17 protein-coding genes are annotated in these 18,296 nt (G+C 58.0%); 15 read left to right on the forward strand and 2 right to left on the reverse strand.

Going from position 1 to position 18,296, the window contains the following annotated elements:
- Positions 1-141: 141 nt before the first annotated feature.
- The 8 genes from OZX64_RS02680 (at position 142) to OZX64_RS02715 (ending at position 9,186) form a co-directional block, all read left to right on the forward strand.
- Positions 142-1,365 (forward strand): hypothetical protein, encoded by a 1,224-nt coding sequence (locus OZX64_RS02680; protein WP_277173656.1) that lies wholly within the window; start codon positions 142-144, stop codon positions 1,363-1,365.
- Between the two features lie 25 nt (positions 1,366-1,390).
- Positions 1,391-1,525, forward strand: coding sequence for a hypothetical protein (locus OZX64_RS02685; RefSeq protein WP_277173658.1), 135 nt, complete (start codon positions 1,391-1,393; stop codon positions 1,523-1,525).
- 46 nt (positions 1,526-1,571) lie between these two features.
- Complete coding sequence (locus OZX64_RS02690) at positions 1,572-2,453, forward strand: hypothetical protein (RefSeq protein ID WP_277173660.1); 882 nt, start codon at positions 1,572-1,574, stop codon at positions 2,451-2,453.
- A 251-nt stretch (positions 2,454-2,704) separates the two neighbouring features.
- Entirely contained in the window at positions 2,705-4,108 is a 1,404-nt protein-coding gene (locus OZX64_RS02695) for an FHA domain-containing protein (RefSeq protein WP_277173662.1), read from the forward strand.
- A gap of 101 nt (positions 4,109-4,209) precedes the next feature.
- Positions 4,210-5,577 (forward strand): DivIVA domain-containing protein, encoded by a 1,368-nt coding sequence (locus OZX64_RS02700; protein ID WP_277173663.1) that lies wholly within the window; start codon positions 4,210-4,212, stop codon positions 5,575-5,577.
- Positions 5,578-5,856: 279 nt separating this feature from the next.
- Positions 5,857-7,494 carry an alpha/beta hydrolase gene (locus OZX64_RS02705; RefSeq protein ID WP_277174942.1) on the forward strand — a complete coding sequence of 546 codons (1,638 nt, stop codon included), beginning with the start codon at positions 5,857-5,859 and terminating at the stop codon, positions 7,492-7,494.
- Between the two features lie 166 nt (positions 7,495-7,660).
- Entirely contained in the window at positions 7,661-8,383 is a 723-nt protein-coding gene (recO, locus tag OZX64_RS02710; protein ID WP_277173666.1) for a DNA repair protein RecO, read from the forward strand.
- 2 nt (positions 8,384-8,385) lie between these two features.
- Positions 8,386-9,186 carry an isoprenyl transferase gene (locus OZX64_RS02715; protein ID WP_277156161.1) on the forward strand — a complete coding sequence of 267 codons (801 nt, stop codon included), beginning with the start codon at positions 8,386-8,388 and terminating at the stop codon, positions 9,184-9,186.
- Between the two features lie 152 nt (positions 9,187-9,338).
- Here the strand turns inward: OZX64_RS02715 and OZX64_RS02720 are convergent, their stop codons facing one another.
- Entirely contained in the window at positions 9,339-10,388 is a 1,050-nt protein-coding gene (locus OZX64_RS02720) for a LacI family DNA-binding transcriptional regulator (RefSeq protein ID WP_277156160.1), read from the reverse strand.
- A gap of 88 nt (positions 10,389-10,476) precedes the next feature.
- Positions 10,477-10,854, reverse strand: a complete 378-nt coding sequence (locus OZX64_RS02725) for a thiamine-binding protein (RefSeq protein WP_277173668.1) — start codon at positions 10,852-10,854, stop codon at positions 10,477-10,479.
- A 153-nt stretch (positions 10,855-11,007) separates the two neighbouring features.
- Here OZX64_RS02725 and OZX64_RS02730 point away from each other — a divergent pair, with 153 nt between their 5' ends.
- From OZX64_RS02730 to OZX64_RS02760, 7 genes are all read left to right on the forward strand, one after another.
- On the forward strand, positions 11,008-12,528 hold the full coding sequence (locus OZX64_RS02730; RefSeq protein ID WP_277173670.1) for a glycine--tRNA ligase: 1,521 nt from the start codon (positions 11,008-11,010) through the stop codon (positions 12,526-12,528).
- Between the two features lie 375 nt (positions 12,529-12,903).
- On the forward strand, positions 12,904-14,217 hold the full coding sequence (gene dusB / locus OZX64_RS02735) for a tRNA dihydrouridine synthase DusB (protein ID WP_277173672.1): 1,314 nt from the start codon (positions 12,904-12,906) through the stop codon (positions 14,215-14,217).
- A gap of 343 nt (positions 14,218-14,560) precedes the next feature.
- Positions 14,561-15,745 (forward strand): cell division protein FtsZ, encoded by a 1,185-nt coding sequence (ftsZ, locus tag OZX64_RS02740; protein ID WP_277156156.1) that lies wholly within the window; start codon positions 14,561-14,563, stop codon positions 15,743-15,745.
- Between the two features lie 21 nt (positions 15,746-15,766).
- The gene (locus tag OZX64_RS02745; RefSeq protein ID WP_277156155.1) at positions 15,767-16,255 is read left to right on the forward strand and encodes a cell division protein SepF; all 489 of its coding nucleotides are present in this window, start codon (positions 15,767-15,769) and stop codon (positions 16,253-16,255) included.
- Positions 16,256-16,261: 6 nt separating this feature from the next.
- Entirely contained in the window at positions 16,262-16,540 is a 279-nt protein-coding gene (locus tag OZX64_RS02750; protein ID WP_277156154.1) for a YggT family protein, read from the forward strand.
- 37 nt (positions 16,541-16,577) lie between these two features.
- On the forward strand, positions 16,578-16,892 hold the full coding sequence (locus tag OZX64_RS02755) for a DivIVA domain-containing protein (RefSeq protein ID WP_277173674.1): 315 nt from the start codon (positions 16,578-16,580) through the stop codon (positions 16,890-16,892).
- 135 nt (positions 16,893-17,027) lie between these two features.
- Complete coding sequence (locus OZX64_RS02760) at positions 17,028-18,296, forward strand: DivIVA domain-containing protein (protein WP_277156152.1); 1,269 nt, start codon at positions 17,028-17,030, stop codon at positions 18,294-18,296.

Genomic DNA, 18,296 nt, shown 5'->3' on the forward strand with positions numbered 1-18,296 from the left:
ATGGGGCGCGGGTATGGCAGATGACAGTCGTTTGGATATAAAATCAGATTAAAAGGGCTCAAAGTATAAAGATGCAAAGAAAAACATCGAGAAGGGCGTTGAAGGCGGTCTTCGTGATATCGGTGTGGGAGGTGGACATTGATGGAGCTGGATAGTGACGAGGCCAGGGTGGCTGCTGCGGAGCCATGGCTGGGGCCGTTCCGTTTCGAGGTCGGGTTCGACGGGTTCAGGCAGCTGTTCCATGCGGAGAACGACCGGTACATGCGCAAGCTGGGATTCTGGGGAACGTTGTTCTTTTCGGTCGGGGGAATCTGTTCCATTTTTATACTTGCAGACCCGAGGAAAAACGGGGCAGGGGATGGAAGAGTCCATGTCACGGATATAGTGGCCTCTATAGTATTTCTGTCTTTTTGGATATTTTTTATTGTCTGTCTGGTTCGTCCTCCGTTTGGTTTTTCGTTTCGTTTGGATGAGGTGGCGCGGTTTTTCGTGGCGCATGGTGGGGGTTTCGCGGGTAAGGACGTCGATCCGCGTGGTGTGGCGGTGTCGGTGTCGACGTCGTTGTGCTCGTTGGGCGGCGAGGAGGTGACGGCCGACGGGACGGTGGTGCGTACGCCGTTCATGCTGATGAGGGGTCGTCCGGTCTGGACGCGTGATTTCCTGTTCCTGGGGGTGCGCGATCGTGGCCGGGATTCGGTGTTGTGGAATGTGGCGGCCGAGGGCGGCGGCCTGTTCCGCCGGGCGTGGGACGGCGACGGTGTGGCGTTGCCGCGTGCCTGCGTGCCCGACTGGCGTGCGGTGTCGCGTGAGGTGCGGGCGCGGGTGCGTGAGGCGTCGGGCCGTTACAGGCGGGCGGTTCGTCTGGCGAGACGTGCTGGTCGCGACGAGGCCAAGCGCAAGGAGGCGCTGGCGTTGGTGGCTCCGGAGCTGGCGTGGCTTGGGGAGGCGGATCGTCTGAACGCGCAGAACATGCGGTTGCGCGAGGAAGGTGGCGCGCCCCCGGTGGCGCAGCGGCTGGTGCCGGTTCCGGGGCCGGGCCGGACGGGCCGGGCGCTTCGTGCGGTGTGGCGTTGGATGAGGGCGGCGGCGAAGCGGCTGCGGGTTCTGGCCGTCAGATACAACAAGCCCCTCTCCGAGTTGGCCGGTGGCCATCGAGGTCGGGATACCGCTCGGTTGCGGACCGATGGCCGCGAGAGATCCGGTCTGAGAGATCAGCGCGCGGATGAAGACGTGCGGTCGGAACACTCGCTTTTAACGACGAGCAAAGGCCGAGAATCAGGTGAAAGGAATAGTCATGGCAGCGAGCAGGAAATGGCTGAACTCGAAAATGGAAAGTCTCAAATCCGAACGGGAGGGCTACGATAGCAGAATCTCGTCTTATGATGGGGCTATGCGATCCTTGTCTTCCCGGATTGGAGCCAAGGATGCCGCTATATCGGCGGCGCAGATTTTCAGAGATGTCACGTTGGCGGGTCTGAGCCAGGGCGATGATGGTATCCAGGCCGATCTGCAGGCTTTGGGATAGGTTATTCATACAGGAATGGTTTTGACGGTCTGTTGCATGGAGGCAGATGATGGGCGGGCGTTTTTTGTCGGGCGGGTCGGTTGCGGGTTCCTCGCCGGAGTCGTTGGGTCCGTTCCGTTTCGTGTTGGGTTACCGGGAGTTCAAGCAGCTGTTCCGTGCGGAGAACGGCGCCTACATGCGCAAGATCGGGCTGATCGGCACGGTATGCGCCGGATGGTTTTCCGTTGCCGCGGTTTTCACGTATTATATTCCGCTGTTTTTTAGTCTGCCTTCTTCTGCGGGAATCAGCAAGGATGAGTTTTGGCCGGTGACCGGTGGTTTTTTGATTGGTTGTTTTTTTGTGTGGTGTCTGGTGCGTCCGCCGTTTCTGTTTGTGTTCCGTTCGGGTGAGGCGCGTTCGTTCTTCCGGTTCCATGGGTTGCGTGTGCCCGGGGGTGTGGACCCGCGCGGGCTGTCGGTGTCGGTGTCGACGTCGTTGTGCGCGTTGGGCGGCGAGGAGGTGGCTGCCGACGGGACGGTGGTGCGTACGCCGTATGCGTTCATGCGGCGGTGGCCGGTGGTGACGCGTCGTTTCGTGTTTCTGCCGGTGGCGGATTGGCGCAGTGATTCGGCGGTGTGGAACATGGTGGGGGTGAACTGGGCGTTCCGTCCTGAGTGGGATGGTGAGGGTGTGGCGTTGCCGTGTTCGGGTGTGCCTGGTGTGTGGCGTGTGTGGTGGCGGGTGCATGGGCGTGTGCGTGAGGCGTCGGGGCGGTACCGGCGTGCGAGGCGTCTGGCCTCTCGTGGGGTGCGTGACCCCGTGGCGGTGTCGGAGGCGTTGGCGTTGATGCGTCCGGAGCTGGAGTGGCTGGCCGAGGGCGAACGCCTCAACCAGCAACACAAACAGCAAAAGGCAGGGGATGCCGCGCCCAAGGAGGGTGAGTGCTGATGGACGGTTCTGAAAATGTGAGTCGCCGATGGTGACGTCTTTGTTCGTTCTGGTTTTAAGTGAAAGGGGGTCGGTGATGAAGGCCGTCTCCTCAGCAATGGTTGCTTCTGCCAGCGATGCCTTTCTCGCCAGTATGATATCGAAATTATTGTGAATGAATTAGAATGATTGTATTCAAATAATGTGTTCGATTGTGTCAATATCAGGTGCGTGTCGGGCGTGGTGATTGCCCATGCGTTGAAGGGGATAGCGTGAAAGAAAAGAAACTCAAGGACCTTCACACGGGCGCACACACGCTGAGCATCCGTACCGCTCGTGGTGAGAATCTGGATTATGAACGTGCTGAATGGCTGGCGACATGGCCTTCTCCGGTTCTGCTCAGGTTCAAATACGAAGTGAAAGGTCATAGCAATCTTTTCTATTACGACATTACCGGTCTGCCCACGCTCAAGGAATATCTGGGCATGGGCATTTCTCGATCGCAGTATGTCTCGCTGCTGCACTCACTGGGCAGACTTGGCGATCTGTGTTCGAAGGCGAACCTGCCGATGGAGATATTGCGTTTCGAGCCGGAAAACGTGTATGTCGCCAATGAAGGAATGGTATTTTGCTGCCTGCCGATGACTCCCGTCGTTCAGCAGATGTCGGTACTCGCCCTGTTGGCGCTTCTTGCTGATCCGGGCAAGGTAAAATTTGTACTGCCCGCCGACCGGGAGCTTACCGCGCGCACGATGGATTTTGTTCGGCGCTCCCGTGTGTTTTCGGCGTTCGATTTCAACGAGTTCCTGGCAAACAATTTCGGTGGAGTCTCGGGCCTGGCGGGTGTGCAGTCTTCGGCGTCGCAGGATTTCTCGGCTCGGGGGCGTTCACAGGAGGCCGTGTTCGATCCGTTTTCCCCTGATGCTCAACAGAGCCGGGCCGGCGGTGGTTCTCAGAACGATGCTCGTCGGCAGACTCCTGCCTCGCGTCTCCGATTTGGGCAGCCTTACGCGAATGGGCAGCGGGCTGGCGGCGAACACGGCCCCGATGCCCTGCAGCCTTCGTCCGGCCGGCCTTACGCGAACCCGGGGCGGTCATCCGTGGCGCCATCCGCTGAGTCCTCTCTACCTTCCCAAGCCCAAGCCGAGTCCCAGTCCCAGTCCCAACCCCAAGCCGCCGAAAGCGTCAATGACTCTTTGGATTCCGGTACCCGTGCGCTGTCCGGGGCTTTGAGGCCTTCAAACCCTGGTCTCGCCGGGGCGGATTCGGCAGGTAGGGTGCAAGCGACAAACCATATGGCAGCGTCTGCCGCAGTCGGTTCGAACGGTATGAATGATCAAGCTGCCCCTGCGGGTTCCGGCTTTTCCCCGCAACCCGCAACGTCCCGATCTTTTGCGGTGGTACGTGACCGTGATGGTTCCAGATTGTGCGCGGCGGTGAATACGGTGATGATCGGGCGTTCTAAACGTTGTGCTGCCAGGGTTGTCGGCAACACCAATGTAAGTCGGGTACATGCTTGCGTTACCGACCTCGGCGGCGGCAGGTTCATTGTCTCTGATTTGGGTTCGGCGAATGGAACCACTGTGGGCGGCAGGGTCCTTCATCAAGGCGATCAGGCGCAGATCGGGCGTGGAGAGCATTTCAGTGTGGCCGACGAATCGCTTCATCTCGAATAGTCGGGTTGCGTGCTTGCGCTTTTTGCATGAAGGCAATCATATTGCGTCGTAACGGCCACGTATACTAACAAAGATGCATAGATCACCAGGAGGCAGAACTGATGGCTGAAGAATCGGAGAACAACCAAAGCTCGACGGGAATAGAATATGCGGGAAAGCGTAAGTGGGGTTACGACATCGACCAGGTCAACGAGTTCCTGGAGCGTGCCCACGAGATGTATGACAGAAATGATGGCGAACTGACCCAGCAGGATATCCAGAGCGCTGCGTTCACCTTCACCAAGGGTGGTTATGTCATCGCAGAGGTCGACGCTGCGTTGGCGCGCCTTGAGCATGCGGTGGTGGACAAGGAAACGGCACGGCAAATCACAGGTGATGGCGCCGTTGCATGGCAGGCTCGTACCCAACAGCTTTACAACATGATCAGCGCCCATGCCAAGCGCGGTCACAAGGATCGTTTCATGCGCGGGGAGAAGAAGCGTCCTTCCTACGATGTCAAGCAGGTGGATCGTCTGGTCGACCAGATCATCACCAAATCCTCGGATGATTTGGACGTCAGGTCGATGAGCAGCGAGGAAGCCAAGGACTTGGCCGATCTCAATTCAAGCACCGTGGCCAACGTTATTTTCACCCAGCGCAAAGGCAGCCGGGGGTACGACGAGCGTCAGGTCGATTATTATCTTGATGCCTGCGTCCAGCTTTTGAGCCGCGTTGAATCCTATGCACGTATTACCGACTACAACGCAAAGAACGCTGCTGCAGCCTCGGCCACTCAGCCGGTGGAGACGCACACGGTTCCGGTCGTTGCGCAGTCACAGCCGGTTTCCGGGCTGGACGATGCTCCGGTCAGTCCTTTGATTGCCGACAATGCATTGGCGCCTTCGGCCGATCCTACGATTCCGGCGGCCCATCCACACGCTTCTTCGTATCAGCCTGCAGAACCTGCACCAACGACGCAGCCCGCCGCCTCGTCGAGCTCTCCCGATGCGTTCCAGACGAATGCCCGACCGACATCGACCGATGATTTTGGTGCAGCGTCTCCCTCGACGTTTGATTTCAATATGGCGGTTCCCGATACTGCTGCCCCGGTCATTCCGAATCTGCCTGATGGCGTCGGAACTCAGGGTGGTACGGCCAATGCCTCTGCTCCGTCTCAGAGCAGCGCGACAGACGCCAGTTCCTCCTTGGCGGCTTTGGCGAACATGACCCATGGCGCCGAAGCCTCCTCTAACAGTGCTGAGCAGGCGTCATTCGCCACGCCTCAGGTGCCGACACTCGGTACCCCGGTTCAGAGCAATGGGAACAATGGCAACGCCGATGCTGGTGCCGCTTCTTTGTTTGGCGACGCCGATAGGAACATGGACACTAAGCCAGCAACGTCCCTCAATGACCCCGATGTTGATATCCCTGATATTTCGTTCCCTGATTACAGTGCTTTCAAAAGCGACGATCAGAAGACCGGTGAGTGATTCTTCCACTCAAGGCGTACACTGTGCCACGGGTCGTTTATCATGAGCACTGTGCCAAACGAACTATCCAACCCGGCCAAGGGAGCTGCGCCTGAAAACAGGGACGCCGATATTGCCGTTGCCCGCTCTGATATGCATCAGCGTTTCGACGGCAACAATGGTGACGATGCCGTCAACGGCAACGGTTCTTCGGAAGACATTCCGGGTTCTGCCGATAGGTTGAGCAATGGGTCTGTCGACAATACATCCGGCGCATCGTGGGGGCTTGGCCGTCGTCTTTTGGTGACCATCCCTATTTTTATCGTGCTTTTGGGCATTCTCGTCACGGTTTCCAACCTCACCGGCGTGCCGTGGAAAAGAGAACCCACCGGTCAGTCGATATCCACCCTTTCCCCGAATACCGGTGTTACGTTTGATAATCCGCAAGGTCTTCCACTGGCGCATCGTAAGAGTTTCAAGGTTTCTTCGCGTACGGTCACGTTGGATGTCAAAAGGCCGTCCACGGGTGCTGTGCAGCATATCAATGTCTTGATCAGGGCGCCTAAGGACCCTGCAGGGGTGAATGCAAAGCACCCTGGGATCGTTTTCATGCACGGTGCCGGATACGGGACCGCCGAAAACAGCTTCGGTGACGTCGCGGCCGATCTTTCATCGGCCGGATTTGTCACCGCAGTGCCTGACAAGCCCGTATGGTCGACCAACGATATCACCCGCGACTATGCTGGCAGTGCCAAGGCCTACGATCAGGTTGTGCGCTGTCTGCGTACGCAACACGATGTCGATCCGGGCAAGATCGGCCTGTACGCCACTTCCGAAAGCACGTGGATCTCACCTTATGTCATCAAATACGACAAGCACATCGCTTTCCAACTTCTTTTGAGCCCGATGGTCTATGGTCCGCGGCAATCCTTGGGATTCTTCGTCGGACAGGATTTTTCGCTGGTGGGTGCGAACGACGGCTATCAATCCATCGTCCGCAGACTGTTCCATGCCGATGCCGACATGTTCGGGCTTCATAACTTCGATTTTCCGATGGATCTGCCGGAGGCCTACGCGGTGCCGACCATGGTCGTCTATGGTTCGAAAGACGTGTTGACCGCCCAGGTCGAGGGACTGGAACATATCCTTTACTCTGCACATCGTGCCGGCAACCAGAACGTGACGGTACGCAGCTATTCCGTTGCGAACCATGTCCTGCGGCTCGGTGACGAGGAGGACAGCGGCACCCCGTTCGTCGACGATTACATCAGCGACGTCATTTCATGGGCCGTGGGCACGGCAGCAGGACTCAAACAGACCAGCGAGCTCGTCGCAGGCGCCACCATCCGGCAATCCATTGCGGTGCCTGTGGAACTTCAGGCTGATCGAAACCTGACCGTCTACGGGGCTATCGTCAACCTCGGCATGGTGGTTCTGCTGGTCGCGGCGTTGCTGATGGCGTTGCTCGGTTGCGCCATCAAGGTGCTGCGAATGATTCGTCACGACCACAGCAAGGTGTTCGGTTTCATGCGAGGTTTCGGCAGTGAGCTGTTGGCGGTGACCGTCACGACGCTGGCGACGTTCGTGCTCTTCGTCGCAGGGCTGGTGCAGGTTATCATGGCTGTCGTCAGGCTCTGCTGGGGTGGCGCGCCCACGGAGAATCCCGGCATGATGTATTGGAGTTGGCCGGTCATCCAGGTGGTTTCGACCTTGGTTGTCTGGGCATGGGCCCGAATCCTGGCCCGTTGCATCGAAGTCGCACGGCTGCGCGGACTGGCGCAGTTCCCGCCCCGCAAAGGGGCTATCAGCGATGTGGTCAGTGGCCGAGAGCCGGTGTTCGCTTCGAAACGGTTTGGCTGTGTCTTCTTCTGGCTGGTAGCGGCGGCGATGTTCAGCGTCCTGCTGTTCTTTGCGTTCTGGGGCCTGTTCATCTTCTAAGGGCGGTAAGGCTTCAGGCCAGATGGTACTTTGCGTTGGTACTGGTGGAGAATGTACGGTGTTGTGCTTGCAAGTGCAACTGGCGTTTCAGCACTCCCGTACGAGGCACGGCGGGTACGGTGGCCGTAGTATGTATCTGTGGTCGGCAATAGGGAGGTGAATGCGGATGGCGCTGTATCGCGATGAAGGCGTGGTTCTGAAGACCGTCAAACTCGGCGAGGCCGACCGTATCATCACGCTGCTGACCAAAACCCACGGCAAGGTGCGAGCCGTGGCCAAAGGTGTGCGTCGCACGAAATCGCGGTTCGGCGGCAGGCTGGAACCTTTCATGCGTGATGACTTGCTGATAGCCGAAGGCCGATCGCTCGATGTCATTTCGCAGGCCGCTTCGATCTCTTCGTACGCCGCCCGTATTTGCGTCGATTATGATGCCTACACCGCAGCCAACGTCATCGCCGAGATCACCGACAAGCTCGTCTCCAATGAGCATGAACCCGCCCAACGCCAATACATGCTGTTGATTTCTGCGTTGGCGGCATTGGCGCGCGCAAAACACCGGGCTGAGGCCATCAGCGATTCCTACGTCATGCGGGCTCTGGCACAGGCAGGCTGGACCCCGCGGCTTTCATCCTGCACGGTGTGCGGCAAGCGCGATGACCTTGATTACTTTTCCGTGGCTTCCGGCGGAATGCTGTGCTCCACCGACCACACCCCGGATTCGAAACGCATCGATCTGGACGGCCGCGAACAGATGGAGGCGCTTGTCGAAGGCGACTGGAATGTACTTGATCACGCACCGTTGAAAGCCGAAATTCGTCGATTTGTTGAAGAATGGGGTGAATATTACCTCGAACGCCCCATTCGCTCGCTGAAGTTGCTAGATTCGTAAGTATGGCTTTTGAACATGTGGACTACACCTCGCTTGACGTTCCTGCGGCTCCCTTTTCCGATCCGTCGATTATCCCGGCGTTCCCCAAGAACAAGGTTCCCCGTCACGTCGGCGTCATCATGGACGGTAACGGGCGTTGGGCCCAGCAGCGCGGCCTGACCCGCACTCATGGGCATCAGGCCGCCGAACCGGTCGTATTCGACACCATCGCCGGAGCCATCGAAGCCGGCGTGCGTTATCTGAGCCTGTATACCTTCTCCACTGAAAACTGGAAACGAAGCCCCCAGGAAGTGCGTTTTCTGATGGGTTTTTCTCGAGACATCATCCATCGTCGGGTCGCTCAGATGGACGAATGGGGCGTGCGCGTGCGCTGGTCCGGCAGGCGACCGAGGCTTTGGAAGTCGGTGATCGACGAGCTTGAGGTCGCCATGGAGCGGACCAAGCACAATTCGACCATCGACGTGGTGTTCTGCATCAATTACGGAGGCCGTTCCGAAATCGCCGATGCCGCTGCGGCCATCGCCAAGGAAGTGCGTGACGGCAAGATCAGCGGGGACCGTGTCACCGAATCGATGATTGCCGACCACCTGTACAATCCTGATATTCCCGATTGCGATCTGGTCATCCGCACTTCCGGCGAGCAGCGCACCTCGAACTTCCTGCCATGGGAGGCGGCCTATGCGGAACTTGATTTCGCACCTGAACTTTTCCCGGACTACGGACGCGAGGCGCTCTGGCGTTCCATCGACCACTATGTCCACCGCGACCGTCGTTTCGGCGGCGTGAAGACCAAAGCAAGGTGATGGCTGTTCAGCCGATGAATGGACGGTAGGGATATATGCGAGTAGCGGTGCTTCCAAAAAGGTTTGGAAGCACCGCTACCGTGTGAAAGACCGAAATGCGGCCATCATATACTCAACGAGATGATCGATGCACAATCGAGCATCTCATCGACTTATTCCGCGCCGATAACCGACTGGTTTTCGATAATCTGGCAATGGATGCAGGCCGGAATGGCCGAATTGATCGGCGGCAGATCGATAAGTTCCTTGGGGAACGGGTCTTCGCCCAGCGAACGCTTTTCGATCAGCGATACCAGCTTGCAGACCGCCCAATACCCCATCTCGTAATAGGGCACGGCGACCGAAGTCAGCTTGGGGGAGAAGGTGTCGACGATGTTGCTGTCGTTACCCACGCCGATAACCGACAGATCCTTGCCTACGGTCAGGCCACGGCGTGCCGCGCATTCGTAGATGTACCAGGCGCGTGCGTCATCATAGCAGAAGAACCCGTCGGGATGTACGTTATCGAATAGCGAGGAAACCATGCCGAGTGCGTCGCCGTCCTGTGAAACATTGACGACCATCTCCTGATTGAAGGGAATCTTCGCCTCATAGAGCGCCCGACGATAGCCCTCAAGCCTGGTGGCCTGGGCGATGGTCGGAGCCGCATTGCCGATATAAGCGATTTTCTTGGCGCCGGAATCGATCAGCCTCTTGGTGGCATCGTAGCCGGTGGCGAATTCGTCCGGCTCGACGATGGGGAAGCGGTTGTCGACGGTATTGGTGGAAATCAGCACCAACGGGGAATGGACGAGATCTTCGGGAACCTCGGTGACCTGGCTCGACGGCTTGGAATAGAGGAATCCGTCCATCCCATAACGTTGCAGCACCGAAATCTGATCCGTCTGGCTTGCGGAACCATCGGTGTCGACGAACAGGATGATATAGCCGTAGTGGCTTGCTGCGTCCTGCGCGCCTTGCAGGGTCTGCGCGGTATAGGGGATGTCGTATATTTCATCGGCGACGAAACCCAGAATCCCGGTTTTGCTGGTACGTAGGCTGCGTGCCATCGGATTGGGCTTATAACCAAGTTCGTCGGCTATCTCTCGCACCTTCGCAGCGATTTGCGTTTTTACGCGCCCGGCATCTCTGTTGTTGAGTACCAAGGAGACAGTGGAGATCGAAACTCCGGCCTTCTCCGCGACGTCTTTCATTGTCATCATGTGTTTTAATCTATACCTATTTACGGACTAACTAAAACCTGACGGCTTGTATTTGAAATAAATGCTCGTTTCATTGGAAATTGGCGGTTTATTTCGTTTGACTTAAAATGTCGTCAACAAGTTGTTGTTTCTCTTTGATTTGTCCGGAAAAACCGGGACGTATATCGAGTTTAAGTGTGACGCCGGTACGGTATCCCTGGGCGGCCAGCACCATCGTCGCGTCTCGGACGGTCTTGAGCACGTCGTCAAGATCGCCTTCGATGTTGGTGAACATGGCGTTCGTCTCGTTCGGCAATCCCGACCTGCGAATCACATCGATGGATTGGGCGACGTAAGTGCTCAATTCCGATCCGGTGCCGCTGGGGGCAATGGCCACGGCTGCCACCGTGTTGATATAGGGCTTGCCGGTTTTCGGATCGGTGGGTACGTCTTGCCTGACGGCGTTGCGGTCGATGTTTTCACTCATCTTCACTCCTTGAATCGTTGATTGCATGCTACCTGCAAGGCTTCGCATTGCCGCCGTTGCGTCTGCCGGGTGTGTCACGCTCTGCCGATAAAGTGGGCACACAAGCAAATGTCATGGAACGGCTGATTAAAGCCGATAATCGGAAGGTGTGTCGTGGCTCAATCCAAACTTGATGAAGTCGTATCGTTGGCCAAGCGTCGTGGTTTCGTGTTTCCCGCCGGAGAGATCTACGGCGGCACGCGTTCCGCATGGGATTATGGCCCGCTCGGCGTCGCTCTGAAAGACAATATCAAACGTGAATGGTGGCGTTCGATGGTGGTCACCCGTGGCGACGTCGTGGGCGTGGACACCTCCATCATCCTTCCTTCCGCAGTTTGGGAGGCCTCCGGGCATGTCAAGGTCTTCAACGACCCGTTGATCGAATGCCTCAACTGCCACAAGCGCCAGCGCGCCGACAAGCTGCAGGAATCCTACGCCGAGAAGCACGGCGACAAGATGCCTGAGGATGGCTTGAAGTCCATCGTCTGCCCCGACTGCGGTACCCGCGGCCAGTGGACCGAGCCGCGTGACTTCAACATGATGCTGCGCACCCACCTGGGGCCGGTGGACGACGAGAACTCGCTGCACTATCTGCGTCCGGAGACCGCTCAGGGCATCTTCGTGGACTTCAAGAACGTGATGACCTCCGCCCGTCGCAAGCCGCCGTTCGGCATCGCCAACATGGGCAAGTCGTTCCGCAACGAGATCACCCCCGGCAACTTCATCTTCCGCACCCGTGAGTTCGAACAGATGGAGATGGAGTTCTTCGTCGAGCCCGGTACCGACGAAGAGTGGCACCAGTACTGGATCGACACCCGCACCCGCTGGTACACCGATCTGGGCATCAACCCGGAGAACCTGCGCCATTACGAGCATCCCAAGGAGAAGCTGGCGCACTACTCCAAGCGTACCGTCGACATCGAATACAAGTTCGGCTTCAAGGGCAGTGATTGGGGTGAGCTCGAAGGCGTGGCCAACCGCACCGACTTCGACCTTTCCGCGCACCAGGAGCACTCCGGCGAGGACCTCAATTTCTTCGACCAGGCCAGCGGCAAGAAGTACATCCCCTACGTCATTGAGCCGGCGGCGGGCCTGACCCGTTCGTTGATGGCCTTCCTTGTGGATGCCTATGCAATCGATGAGGCGCCGAACACCAAGGGCGGCGTCGACCGCCGCACCGTGCTGCGTCTCGATCCGCGTCTGGCCCCTGTCAAGGCAGCCGTCTTCCCGTTGAGCAAGAAGGCGCCGCTGCAGGGCATCGCACACGACCTGGCCGCCGAACTGCGACAGCACGATTGGATGATCGACTACGACGAGGCCGGTGCCATCGGACGCCGCTACCGTCGTCAGGACGAGATCGGCACCCCACTGTGCATCACCGTCGACTTCGACACGGCCGACGACCATGCGGTGACCATCCGCGAACGCGACTCCATGAAGCAGGAGCGCGTGGATCTCGACAACGTCGCCAAGTACGTGGCCGACCGCATCGGTGAGAAGCGCGTGCGCTACCCCGAAGGCCCGGCCTCCATCGTGGGCAACGCCGCTGCCGACGGCGGTGTCGATTTTGCCAAGGAATCCGGCATCGACGAGTCCGCCCCGGTAAAGATTGCCGAAGCCGGAGGCCTCTACTGAGTCGCTAAAATTCCTGCGATTAGTTCCCAACTGTTGGCAGATTTAGATTGGCGTGGTTGGGCGGAGATATACAATGCTGAGGCACCCTCCAGGCCGGTAGGCCAAGCTTTATGCCACAGCATCGCATATCTCCGCCCAACCACTCAACACATTCTGATTCTATAGTGAATAACTCTATGACAATTCAATGCATGAGGCTTTTAGATTTGGATATCGATTGAGTGTTGGGCGTCGGGATATGCGATGACTAGACGTAAAGCTTGGCCTACAGGCCTGGAGGGTGTCTAGGCATTGTATATCCCGACGCTCAACACGTCAGTTGGAATATTGATGAATACCGTTGACGAATGAATGTAATAAGCGAATAGGGGATACGTGAAGAACTTTGAGGAATGGCTGAAGAAAGTCGATTATTCGGAGGCTAGACAGCACTTTGATAAAGGCTGGGACGAAGCGCTCAAGGCGCTGCCGGGGCTCGATCCGAACGACACCAGTGCCCAGGCCGGCGAATACGAGGCCGCTGACGACGGCAAGCCGCTGCCGAAGATCGCTCCGGTCGACTTGGGACCCATCCACGTTCAGACGCCGGTGGTGCTCTCTCCGATGGCCGGTGTGACCAACTGGCCGTTCCGCTCGATCTGCCGCGCCTACGGGCCCGACGGGCTCTATGTCGCAGAAATGGTTACCGCGCGGGCGCTGGTGGCCCGCAATCCCAAGGCGCTGCGCCTCTGCCGGTTCGCCCCTACTGAGAAGATTCGTTCCTTGCAGCTCTACGGAGTCGATCCCAACATCACCGCGCAGGCCGCGCGCATGGTCGTCGACGGCAAGTTGGCCGACCATGTCGACCTGAACTTCGGCTGCCCGGTGCCCAAGGTCACCAAGCGCGGGGGAGGGTCGGTGCTGCCGTGGAAAATCGACCTGTTCCGCGAGCTCATCCACCGTGTGGTCGAAGTGTGCCGTGATGCCAATATACCGGTGACCGCCAAGATTCGCGTCGGTATCGACGCCGACCATACCACGTTCCTCGATGCCGCCCGCATCGCCGAGGACGAGGGCTGCGCCGCAGTGACCCTGCACGCCCGCACCACCGCCGAATATTATGGTGGTCACTCCGATTGGAGCCGTATCGCCGAGCTCGTCCAAGCCGTTGATGTTCCCGTGTTCGGCAACGGCGACATCTGGGGAGCCGAAGATGCGCTGGAAATGGTGCGCCAGACCGGTTGCGCCGGCGTCGCCATCGGTCGTGGCTGCCAGGGCCGTCCGTGGATTTTCTCGGACATCAAGCATGCGTTCGCCGGTAGTGACGAACGGTTCAGCCCGACTCTGGGCGGGGTCTTCAAAATCATCATGGCCCACGGCCAGTTGCTGCGGCTCTTCTATGACGGTGACGAAACGATGGCCGTGCACGACCTGCGCAAGCATATCGCCTGGTATCTCAAAGGATTCCCGGTAGGCGGATCGACCCGTCGAGCATTCATGGAATCGGAGACCTTGGACGATGTCAGAACGGTGATGGACCGGCTCGACCCCACCGTCGAATATCCGGAACGTGTCACCGATAAGCCCCGCGGACGTGTTCGCTACGCGAAAAAGGTTCATGTCCCATACGGTTGGTTCGATTCGCGCACCACGACCCACGAAGAGCGCGAGCGGCTGTTCGGCGATGACCCGATGGACGCCAGCTACTGATTCGGATTCCGTTAACAATCAGTGCGGTTGAGTGGCGGAGTGGAGATATACGATGTTCGGGACGCTCCGGGCTGAGCCGTTTCGCAGACAGTCCTGTGGGCTGTCTGTAGGCGAAGTGAGTGCGACGTATCGAGCGCGAAAGCAAAATCTCTGATTTTGCAGGCCGTGTCTTACGCCCGAACATCGCATATCTCCACTCCGCCACGTCAGTCGTATATCCATATCGAGATTTCGAATACAATCATAAAAAATAAAAAATATGCGGTACACCCCGGGAAATAGTCTTAATATAGGCGTGTTCTGCGATAGAGTAATAGGCATAACCGTGAAGTGACAGGAGACTATGGTGAGCGAGATTGCCCAAAATGACAATTTCAACGATAAGACGAGTATCAAGGTAGTCGGGGTTGGTGGCGCCGGTGGTAACGCCGTCAATCGCATGATTGCCGAAGGCTTGCAGAATGTTGAATTTGTAGCGATTAATACCGATGCGAAAGATCTGCTCCGCAGCGACGCGGATGTCAAGATTTCCTTGAGCGACCATTCCAGCCGTGGGCTCGGGGCTGGGGCCGACCCGGAAAAGGGCGCCAAGGCCGCGCAGGATCATCAGTCGGATATCGAAGAGGCGCTCAAGGGCGCCGATATGGTCTTCGTCACCTGCGGTGAAGGCGGTGGCACCGGTACCGGTGCAAGTCCCATCGTCGCTCGTGCGGCGCATCAGCAGGGCGCCTTGACCATCGCGGTGGTCACCCGTCCGTTCGCTTTCGAAGGCCCGCAGCGTGCGGCTTCGGCAAAGCTCGGCATCGAAAACCTGCGCAAGGAAGTCGATGCGCTGATCGTCATTCCCAACGATCGTCTCCTCGAGCTTTCCGACAAGACCATCGGCATCGTCGATGCCTTCAAGACGGCCGATACCGCACTTTTGGCCGGCGTGCAGGGCATCACCGATCTCATCACGATGAACTCCTACATCCACGTCGATTTCTCCGACGTCACCGCCATCCTGCGCGGTGCAGGCACGGCGCTCTTCGGCATCGGCTCGGCCCGCGGCGAGGACCGCGCCACCCAGGCCGCCGAGATCGCCATCAGCTCCCCGTTGCTCGAAGAGAGCATCGAGGGCGCTCACGGTGCGCTGATCAACATCGCCGGTCCCACCGACCTGAAGTTGCAGGAAGCCAGCGACGCCACCGAGCTGGTGCGCAAGGCCATTCACCCTGAAGCCCAGATTATCTGGGGTCTTGCCCTGGACGATGCCTATGGCGACGAGGTTCGTGTCACCGTCATCGCCGCCGGCTTCGACACCGACGGCAAGAAGGACGCCGAGAATCTGGATACGGTCTCAACGTCAACGGAATCTGCAGGCCACGGCTTTGAAACCGAATCGCAGACCCCGCTGGTGCGTCACGTGCCCGATTTGGACACCCCGACCGTCGCGCATACCCCGGAAGCCAATCCGTATGATGATTCAGATGAATCGTCCTCACCTGACGATCCCGGCGATCTCGATATCCCCGATTTCCTGCGCTAAAAAGTAGACGAAAGGATTGTTATGGCTGGATATATGAAAAAGGCGATGTCATATCTCGGCATGGCTGACGTCGTTGATGACGATGACGACGAAACGCAGGAAACCGAAGACACCGCACTCTCCGATTTCGATTCGGACACCACGGTCACGCCTATCACTCCGCAAACGACTCCGGCAGCCCGCAGCCAGGATAGTGCGTCCTCGACGCGAACCGCCAAGCCTTTCCCTACAGGCCGTATCAACCGTATCACCACGATTCATCCCAAGACCTATGATGAAGCCCAGAAGGTCGGTCGCGCCATACGAGACGGCATTCCCGTGGTCTTGAATCTCACCGGCGTCTCGGAAGCCATCGCCTACCGGATCGTCGATTTTTCGGCAGGCGTGGTCTTCGGTGTCCGCGGGTCGCTGGAACGAGTCACTCCAAGGGTCTTCCTGCTGAGTCCCGCGCAGGTCAACATCAAGGTGGACCAGTCCTCATCCGATGAATCCGAAGACGACCTGTTCTGAGGTGTTATGCTTTCCATTCTCCTGTATCTGATCAAGTGGCTCATCGGCGTTTATGAGACGGTGCTTTTTATCAGGGTGCTTATCGACTGGGTGTTCGTGCTGATGCCACGTTGGCGTCCGGGTCGCGTGATCGGGTCGATCGTCAACGTCTTCTATGTGCTGACCGACCCGCCGTTGCGCTGGTTGCGCCGCTACATCCCGGTCATCCGTATGGGTAACGGTGGATTGGACGTCACCCCGATGGTTTTATGGTTCATCTTGGCAGTGGTGGAATTCATCATCTAGAAAGTCAAATCCGACTTTTGCATAGTGAAAGGGCATTATGGCATTGCTGACCGCGCAACAAGTAAGCGAAAAATCGTTCAAGATAGTTCGTTTCAAAGAAGGCTATGACCTCGGGGAGGTCGATGATTTTCTCGATCAGGTCGTAGCGGCCATGACCCAGCAGCAACAGCGGATTGCCTATTTGGAGGGCAGGCTTTCAGGCTCGGCTTCCGGTGGCACTGATTCCGGCATGGGTGCGCTTGATCGGGCGACGGCCTCGGAATCAATGCCACCACTGACTTCGCCGGATTCCAAAACCTTATCGCAAAGTGATGGGTTCTCGTCCTCGCAGCAGGTTTCGTGGGAACAATAAATATCTGTCAACAGTAAACATATAGTAAGTATCACATGCGCAGTTGTATGAACTTCGGGTACACTGCGTAGTGTAGGATTTGTATAAGAGTCCAAAAATCAGAGGCATTATGCCCAAAGTGAGGTGTAAAAGTTTATGGCACTGTTAACGCCGAAAGATATCAGGGAACATGCCTTCCAAACCGTGCGTTTTAAAGAAGGATACGATGTCGAAGAGGTCGATGACTTCCTCGATCAGGTCACCGAGACCGTAGAAGCTCTCGGCAAGCAGGCCATGGCGAACGGCAACGGTCAGTCGACGCAGTCGCTCGGACCGGATGTCAGCAAGCTCAATTCCAAGATTTCCGACCTGACCAGCCAGGTACAGACCCTGAGCCGCGAGAACCAGACTCTGAAGACGGCGGCAAGCCAGCAGAACACCGCCAATCAGCCCGGCGCAAGTGTGGATGCCTCCAAGCTCGCCGAGGCCGAGGAAAGCAACCGTGCCTTGGCCGAGCAGAACAAGCAGCTGAAGGATCAGGTTGACCGCCTGAATTCCCAGATCGATCAGCTCACCGCCCAGGCAGCCCAGGCTGCGGGCAAGAAGGACATCGGCAACCAGCTCGCCGCGGTCCAACACGAGCGCGATGAATTCCGCAACGGCAACGAAAAGCTTTCCCGTGAGCTGGAGCAAGCCAAGAAGCAGCTTTCCAACGCCAGTCAGCAGACCAAGCAGCTGCAGGATCTTTCCCGCCAGCTTGAGGAATCCAAGCAGCGTGAGAACCAGCTGCGTGCCCAGGTCTCCAAGATCGAGCCGAACACCGAGACCGGCAGCCTTCAGAAGATCGCGGGGGCAGCAGCCGGGGCTTCAAGCGAGCCTGAGCGCGCGACCGCTATGCTGACGCTCGCCATGCAGCTGCACGATCAGTACGTGGACAAGGGCAAGGCCAAGGCCAAGGAGATTACCGACGCCAGCCAGAGCAAGTATCAGGAGCTGGTCAGCAAGGCCAACGATTATTCGACCCGCACCCGCAGCGAATCCGACGAGTACGCCAAGCAGACCCGCGGCAAGGCCGAGGAATATTCCAAGCAGACCCGCGCTGATGCCGATACGTATGCGCAGAAGACCCGCACCGCCGCTGACGATTATTCCACCCAGAAGCATTCCTCTGCCGATACCTATGAGGCCGAGGTCCAGCGTCGCGCCGGCGAATATGACCAGAAGACGCGTGCCGCTGCCGAGACCTATGCTCAGCAGGTGCGCGACAACCTCGCATCCCAGTCCAAGGTCATCGAGTCGAATATTCAGAGCCTCAAGCAGTTCGAGACCGAATACCGTACTCGCCTGACCGAATTCCTGGGTCAGCTTGTCTCCCAGGTAAGCGATACGAATACATACAACAAGATGGAAGAACCCAAGGACTGA

The sequence above is a fragment of the Bifidobacterium sp. ESL0704 genome, from assembly GCF_029392075.1.
In the GTDB taxonomy this organism is placed as follows: Bacteria; Actinomycetota; Actinomycetes; order Actinomycetales; family Bifidobacteriaceae; genus Bifidobacterium.

Coding starts and splice junctions, on each gene's coding strand:
- OZX64_RS02715 (WP_277156161.1), top strand. CDS start 8,386: ATGGCTTTTGAACATGTGGACTACACCTCGCTTGACGTTCCTGCGGCT.
- ftsZ (WP_277156156.1), top strand. CDS start 14,561: ATGGTGAGCGAGATTGCCCAAAATGACAATTTCAACGATAAGACGAGT.
- OZX64_RS02680 (WP_277173656.1), top strand. CDS start 142: ATGGAGCTGGATAGTGACGAGGCCAGGGTGGCTGCTGCGGAGCCATGG.
- OZX64_RS02755 (WP_277173674.1), top strand. CDS start 16,578: ATGGCATTGCTGACCGCGCAACAAGTAAGCGAAAAATCGTTCAAGATA.
- OZX64_RS02700 (WP_277173663.1), top strand. CDS start 4,210: ATGGCTGAAGAATCGGAGAACAACCAAAGCTCGACGGGAATAGAATAT.
- OZX64_RS02750 (WP_277156154.1), top strand. CDS start 16,262: ATGCTTTCCATTCTCCTGTATCTGATCAAGTGGCTCATCGGCGTTTAT.
- OZX64_RS02685 (WP_277173658.1), top strand. CDS start 1,391: ATGCGATCCTTGTCTTCCCGGATTGGAGCCAAGGATGCCGCTATATCG.
- OZX64_RS02690 (WP_277173660.1), top strand. CDS start 1,572: ATGATGGGCGGGCGTTTTTTGTCGGGCGGGTCGGTTGCGGGTTCCTCG.
- recO (WP_277173666.1), top strand. CDS start 7,661: ATGGCGCTGTATCGCGATGAAGGCGTGGTTCTGAAGACCGTCAAACTC.
- OZX64_RS02745 (WP_277156155.1), top strand. CDS start 15,767: ATGGCTGGATATATGAAAAAGGCGATGTCATATCTCGGCATGGCTGAC.
- OZX64_RS02725 (WP_277173668.1), bottom strand. CDS start 10,854: ATGAGTGAAAACATCGACCGCAACGCCGTCAGGCAAGACGTACCCACC.
- OZX64_RS02720 (WP_277156160.1), bottom strand. CDS start 10,388: ATGATGACAATGAAAGACGTCGCGGAGAAGGCCGGAGTTTCGATCTCC.
- OZX64_RS02760 (WP_277156152.1), top strand. CDS start 17,028: ATGGCACTGTTAACGCCGAAAGATATCAGGGAACATGCCTTCCAAACC.